Here is a 5,560-nt window from a genome sequence, read left to right as displayed (position 1 = left end):
TCCCACATTTTGACCGAGTACATCCTTGGGAATGCAGTCAAGTGTGGGAGGGGGCTTGCCCCCGATGGCGGCGACTCGGTCTCGAATCAGCCCCCGCGGACCATATCCACATGCGGAATCCCGACTTCCAGGAATTCTTCACTGACAATCTCGAAGCCCAGCCGCTCATAGAACGGCGCGGCATACACCTGCGCACTCAGGAACTGCTTGGTCTGGCCACGTTGCTCGGCCACGCCAATCACCGCTTCCATCAGCTTGTCGCCGACCTTCAGCCCGCGCCAGTCCTTGAGCACCGACACGCGGCCGATTTCGCCGCTGGGCAGCAGGCGCGCGGTGCCTATCGGAAAATCACCTTCAAATGCCAGGAAATGCACGGCATTTGCGTCGTCCGCGTCCCATTCAAGTTCCGGTGGGACCGATTGTTCAGCGATAAACACCGCTTCACGAATGCGCCGAATCTCGTCGATATCCTTTCGCCAGTCCGCGACACTTACGTGAATTTTATTCATCGGCAAATCCCAGGCTGCCTTGCTTGACCAGCTCGCACAGCAGCGCGCGGCCGTCTTCGTCAGCGAGCCACTCGCCGAGGTTTTCGCTGTGCAGTGCGTCGGCGGAGCATATGAGTTTCAACAGCTCGCGCAGCTTGCCCGGCAGGTAACGGCTCTGGCCGCTGGCGAACAGCAGCACGTCGTCGTCGACTTCGGACCAGGCCATGCGCGCGCTTGGGTTGCGCACCAGGATCGCTCCGTCTTGCACGCTGGCGATGAAGTCATCTTCACCCAGCTCTTCGCCGGCCACCAGTTCCGGGTAGCGCGGCTCGGTCATGAACTGGCCGAACCAGGTCAGCAGCATGCGCTCGTCGCTCATGTGCTCGGCCAGCAGGCTCTTGAGGCGGTCCAGAGCGTCGCTCTGGATCTGGTGCGGGTCGCTGACCGGCTGGGCGTCGGCGTCGGTGTAACGCTCTTCGTCCGTCAGGTACTGGGCGAGGAAGTCGGTGAAGTGGGTCAGCACCTCGGCAGCGCTCGGCGCGCGGAAACCGACCGAGTAGGTCATGCAGTCATCTTCGGCGATGCCGTAGTGCGCCAGGCGCGGCGGCAGGTAGAGCATGTCGCCCGGTTCCAGCACCCATTCGGCGCTTTCTTCGAATTCGGCGAGGATGCGCAGGTCGGCGTGTTGCAGCAGCGGGCTTTCGGAGCTGCACATCTGGCCGATCTTCCAGTTGCGCTTGCCTTGGGCTTGCAACAGGAATACGTCGTAATTGTCGAAGTGCGGCCCAACGCTGCCGCCAGGGGCGGCGAAGCTGATCATCACATCGTCGATGCGCCAGCTGGGCAGGAAGCGGAACTGCTCCAGCAGCTCGGCCACTTCCGGCACGAATTGGTCAACCGCTTGCACCAGCAGAGTCCACTCGCGTTCAGGCAGGGTGCTGAAGGCGTCTTCGGCAAACGGGCCGCGGCGCAGTTCCCACGGACGCTCGCCGTGTTCGATCACCAGGCGCGATTCGACTTCTTCTTCCAGGGCCAGGCCGGCCAGTTCGTCGGCGTCGATCGGGCTTTCGAAGTCAGGGATGGCCTGGCGGATCAGCAACGGTTTTTTCTGCCAGTAGTCGCGCAGGAATTCACGTGCCGTGATGCCGCCCAGAAGTTGAAGAGGGATGTCAGGATTCATGTGTAACCTATTGAAAAAAAGCACTTTTCAGACTGGAATAAAAACGCCCGGCGCGGCCGGGCGTCTCAACGGGGCGCGCGATGATCAGATGCGCTTGGCTTGCTCTACAGCGTTGCCGATGTAGTTAGCCGGCGTGAGCAGTTTCAGCTCGGCCTTGGCGGCGGCTGGCATGTCCAGGCCGTCGATGAAAGTTTGCAGCGCTTCAGGGCTGATGCCCTTGCCACGGGTCAACTCTTTGAGCTTCTCATAGGGGTTTTCGATGTTGTAGCGGCGCATGACGGTCTGGATCGGCTCGGCCAGCACTTCCCAGCACGCGTCCAGGTCGGCGGCGATCTTCTGCTCGTTGAGCTCGAGCTTGCTGATGCCCTTGAGGCTGGCTTCGTACGCGATCACGCTGTGGGCAAAGCCCACGCCGAGGTTGCGCAGTACGGTGGAGTCGGTGAGGTCGCGCTGCCAGCGGGAGATCGGCAGCTTGCTGGCCAGGTGCTGGAACAGCGCGTTGGCGATGCCGAGGTTGCCTTCGGAGTTTTCGAAGTCGATCGGGTTGACCTTGTGCGGCATGGTCGACGAACCGATTTCACCGGCAATGGTGCGCTGCTTGAAGTAGCCCAGGGAGATGTAGCCCCATATATCGCGATCGAAGTCGATCAGGATGGTGTTGAAGCGCGCAATCGCGTCGAACAGCTCGGCGATGTAGTCGTGCGGTTCGATCTGCGTGGTGTAGGGGTTGAAGCCCAGGCCCAGTTCGTCTTCGATGAAGGCGCGGGCGTTGGCTTCCCAGTCGATCTCAGGGTAGGCCGACAGGTGTGCGTTGTAGTTGCCTACCGCGCCGTTGATCTTGCCCAGCAGCGGTACCGCTGCCACTTGAGCGATCTGACGCTCCAGGCGGTACACCACGTTGGCCAGTTCTTTGCCCAGGGTGGTCGGCGACGCCGGCTGGCCGTGGGTGCGCGACAGCATCGGCACCGCAGCGAAGCGGATCGCCAGTTCGCGGATGGCTTCGGCGGTCTGGCGCATCAGCGGCAGCATGACGTCATCACGGCCTTCGCGCAGCATCAGGGCGTGGGACAGGTTGTTGATGTCCTCGCTGGTGCAGGCAAAGTGGATGAACTCGCTGACCTGGGCCAGTTCCGGCAGCTTGGCGGCCTGCTCCTTGAGCAGGTATTCGATGGCTTTTACGTCGTGGTTGGTGGTGCGCTCGATCTCTTTGACACGCTCGGCGTGCTCCAGGGAGAAATTTTCCGCCAAGGTGTTGAGTACAGCGTTGGCCTGCGCGGAAAACGCCGGCACTTCGCTGATGGCGGGGTGAGCGGCCAGGCGCTGGAGCCAGCGCACTTCAACCAGTACACGAGCACGGATCAGGCCGTATTCGCTGAAAATAGGGCGCAGGGCCTGGGTTTTGCCGGCGTAGCGGCCGTCAACAGGGGAAACCGCAGTGAGCGAAGAGAGCTGCATGGGGTGTTCTCGGACAGTCGGGCAACGAAATGGGGCGCGTATCATACATGAAAAAATCCGCCGGTCCGTTGCCAACTGACCGGCGTATTACGCGTAACGGCTTGAAAATAGCCTGCTGGTGCGACTTATTCGTTGCGCATCAACGGGTAAAGCTCTTTGAGCAATTTGCGCCGACTGATCACCAGTTGCCAACGATGACCGCCCAACTGCCGCCACAACCGCGCCGAACGAATACCCGCCAACAGCAGGGCGCGGATTTTCGAGGCGTTGTTCGGTTGCTGCAGGTTGCGCATGTCGCCGTGCACCTGGATCCGCTGGCGCAGGGTGCTCAGTGTGTCCTGGTACAGCGCGCCACACGCGGCGATCACGTTTTCGTGGGCTGCACCGAAGTGTTCAACCTGGGACTGGATTTGCGGCAGGCGCTTGCCGATGGTTTCCAGCATGTCTTCGCGCTTGGCCAGTTGACGCTCAAGGCCGAGCATCGACAGGGCGTAGCGCAAAGGCTCGCGCTGCAAGGTGCTCGGGTCGCGCTCCAGCGCGCCGATCAGCGCACGGTAGCCTTCACGCAGCGCCAGGTCATCGCCGCCATAGACTTCCAGGGTGTCCTTGGGGTCGCGGATCAGCAGGCTGCCGAGCATGCAGGTCAGGCCCGCTTCGGTGACCTGGCCGGTCTTGGCGATCTTGTCCACCAGCACGGCTGCGAGGAAGACGCCGCCAAGTGCCGTCAACTGCTCCTGGGTCGGGCTCATGCCGGGTTGCTCCAGGCTTGCGCGATTTCAATCACGCCGCCACCCAGGCAGATCTCGCCGTCATAAAACACCACGGACTGACCGGGGGTGACGGCGCGTTGTGGGTCGTCAAAGGTCGCACGGTAGCCGTTGGCGGTTTTTTCCAGCGTGCACGGCTGGTCGCTCTGGCGATAGCGCACTTTGGCGGTCAGGCGGCGCGGCACGCTCAGGTCGATCGGGTTGACCCAGTAGATTTCCGACGCGAGTAGGGCGCCGGAGAACAGCAGCGGATGTTCATTGCCTTGGCCGACGATCAGTACGTTGTTTTCCAGGTCCTTGACCAGCACGTACCACGGCTCTTCGCCTGCGTCTTTCAGGCCGCCGATGCCCAGACCCTGGCGCTGGCCGATGGTGTGGTACATCAGGCCGTGGTGGCGGCCGATCACTTCACCTTCGGTGGTCTTGATCTCGCCCGGTTGTGCCGGCAGGTACTGCTTGAGAAAGTCGCTGAAGCGACGCTCACCGATAAAGCAGATCCCGGTGGAGTCCTTTTTCTTGGCGGTAGCAAGGCCGTGTTGCTCGGCGATTCTACGCACTTCGGGCTTTTCCAGCTCGCCGACCGGGAACAAGGTCTTGGCGATCTGTTCGCCACCAACGGCGTGCAGGAAATAGCTCTGGTCCTTGTTCGGGTCCAGGCCCTTGAGCAGCTCGGTGCGGCCGTCGATGTCACGACGGCGCACGTAGTGGCCAGTGGCAATCAGGTCGGCGCCGAGCATCATGGCGTAGTCGAGAAACGCCTTGAACTTGATCTCGCGGTTACACAGGATGTCCGGGTTCGGCGTGCGGCCGGCCTTGTATTCGGCCAGGAAGTGCTCGAACACGTTGTCCCAGTACTCGGCGGCGAAATTGGCGGTGTGCAGTTTGATACCGATCTTGTCGCACACGGCCTGGGCATCCGCCAGGTCGTCCATGGCAGTGCAATATTCTGTTCCGTCGTCTTCTTCCCAGTTCTTCATGAACAGGCCTTCCACCTCATAACCCTGCTCCATGAGTAGAACGGCGGAAACGGAAGAATCCACGCCGCCGGACATGCCGACGATGACGCGCTTCTTTTGTGTGTCAGAAGGGGCTGGATCACGCATAGGGTTTCAACGGGTGTCTTGAAAAAGGACGCGATTCTAACAGGCTCACGCCTGCAAGGCTAAAGAGAAGGGCGGATCAATTCGAGGCTGTGACGCTGGCCGGCCAGATAATCATCGATACAGCGGATGATCAGCTCGCTGCGCCAGTCGTCGCGCAGGCTTATCAGTTCGTCGCGGGTCAGCCAGCGGGCGCGCAGGATGCCTTCGTCGAGTTGATAGTCCGGGTGGTGTCTCACCGCTCTGGCGATAAAGCAGACCCGTTGATAGGTCACGCCGTTGCTCGGTGCGGTGTACAGGTAAATGCCGACAATGCCCGTGGCTTCCACGTCCCAGCCGGTTTCTTCGAGGGTTTCGCGCACGGCGGCTTCGGTCAGGGTTTCATTCGGGTCCAGGTGGCCGGCCGGTTGGTTGAGCACGGCGCGGCCGCCTTTGAGTTCTTCGACCATCAGGAAGCGACCGTTGTCTTCGACGAGGGTGGCGACGGTGATGTGGGGTTGCCAGGTCATGGTTGCCTCGATTCAGGACGCGGTGCGGTGTTACAGCAGGACTACGGTCAGTGTGGGAGGG

The 5,560-nt window shown here is 61.5% G+C and carries 6 protein-coding genes; all 6 read right to left on the bottom strand.

Annotation, left to right across the window (positions count from 1 at the left end; translation table 11 throughout):
- Positions 1-86: 86 nt before the first annotated feature.
- The 6 genes from JWR98_RS26525 to JWR98_RS26500 all read right to left on the bottom strand — a co-directional run bounded on the left by JWR98_RS26525 (position 87) and on the right by JWR98_RS26500 (position 5,499).
- Positions 87-509: a GNAT family N-acetyltransferase gene (locus JWR98_RS26525; protein WP_205491634.1), complete on the bottom strand. Its 423-nt coding sequence runs from the start codon at positions 507-509 to the stop codon at positions 87-89.
- Positions 502-1,668, bottom strand: a complete 1,167-nt coding sequence (locus JWR98_RS26520; protein ID WP_205491632.1) for a ribosomal protein uL16 3-hydroxylase — start codon at positions 1,666-1,668, stop codon at positions 502-504. The genes JWR98_RS26525 and JWR98_RS26520 overlap by 8 nt, the downstream gene beginning before the upstream one ends.
- Positions 1,669-1,752: 84 nt before the next feature.
- Positions 1,753-3,123 carry an adenylosuccinate lyase gene (gene purB / locus JWR98_RS26515; RefSeq protein WP_012724947.1) on the bottom strand — a complete coding sequence of 457 codons (1,371 nt, stop codon included), beginning with the start codon at positions 3,121-3,123 and terminating at the stop codon, positions 1,753-1,755.
- Between the two features lie 125 nt (positions 3,124-3,248).
- Positions 3,249-3,872 carry a high frequency lysogenization protein HflD gene (gene hflD / locus JWR98_RS26510; RefSeq protein ID WP_003174711.1) on the bottom strand — a complete coding sequence of 208 codons (624 nt, stop codon included), beginning with the start codon at positions 3,870-3,872 and terminating at the stop codon, positions 3,249-3,251.
- A complete protein-coding gene (gene mnmA, locus JWR98_RS26505; protein ID WP_078733695.1) occupies positions 3,869-4,993 on the bottom strand; it encodes a tRNA 2-thiouridine(34) synthase MnmA in 1,125 nt (374 codons plus the stop codon). The genes hflD and mnmA overlap by 4 nt, the downstream gene beginning before the upstream one ends.
- 59 nt (positions 4,994-5,052) lie before the next feature.
- The gene (locus tag JWR98_RS26500; protein ID WP_078733694.1) at positions 5,053-5,499 is read right to left on the bottom strand and encodes an NUDIX hydrolase; all 447 of its coding nucleotides are present in this window, start codon (positions 5,497-5,499) and stop codon (positions 5,053-5,055) included.
- Positions 5,500-5,560 lie beyond the last annotated feature (61 nt).

This window comes from Pseudomonas lactucae, from assembly GCF_016937615.1.
Lineage (GTDB): Bacteria > Pseudomonadota > Gammaproteobacteria > Pseudomonadales > Pseudomonadaceae > Aquipseudomonas > Aquipseudomonas lactucae.
This window is presented reverse-complemented; position numbering and strand designations above follow the sequence as displayed.

Bases quoted from the DNA above. Each gene is read 5' to 3' on its own strand.
- purB (WP_012724947.1), bottom strand. From the start codon at position 3,123: ATGCAGCTCTCTTCGCTCACTGCGGTTTCCCCTGTTGACGGCCGCTAC.
- hflD (WP_003174711.1), bottom strand. From the start codon at position 3,872: ATGAGCCCGACCCAGGAGCAGTTGACGGCACTTGGCGGCGTCTTCCTC.
- JWR98_RS26525 (WP_205491634.1), bottom strand. From the start codon at position 509: ATGAATAAAATTCACGTAAGTGTCGCGGACTGGCGAAAGGATATCGAC.
- JWR98_RS26520 (WP_205491632.1), bottom strand. From the start codon at position 1,668: ATGAATCCTGACATCCCTCTTCAACTTCTGGGCGGCATCACGGCACGT.
- JWR98_RS26500 (WP_078733694.1), bottom strand. From the start codon at position 5,499: ATGACCTGGCAACCCCACATCACCGTCGCCACCCTCGTCGAAGACAAC.
- mnmA (WP_078733695.1), bottom strand. From the start codon at position 4,993: ATGCGTGATCCAGCCCCTTCTGACACACAAAAGAAGCGCGTCATCGTC.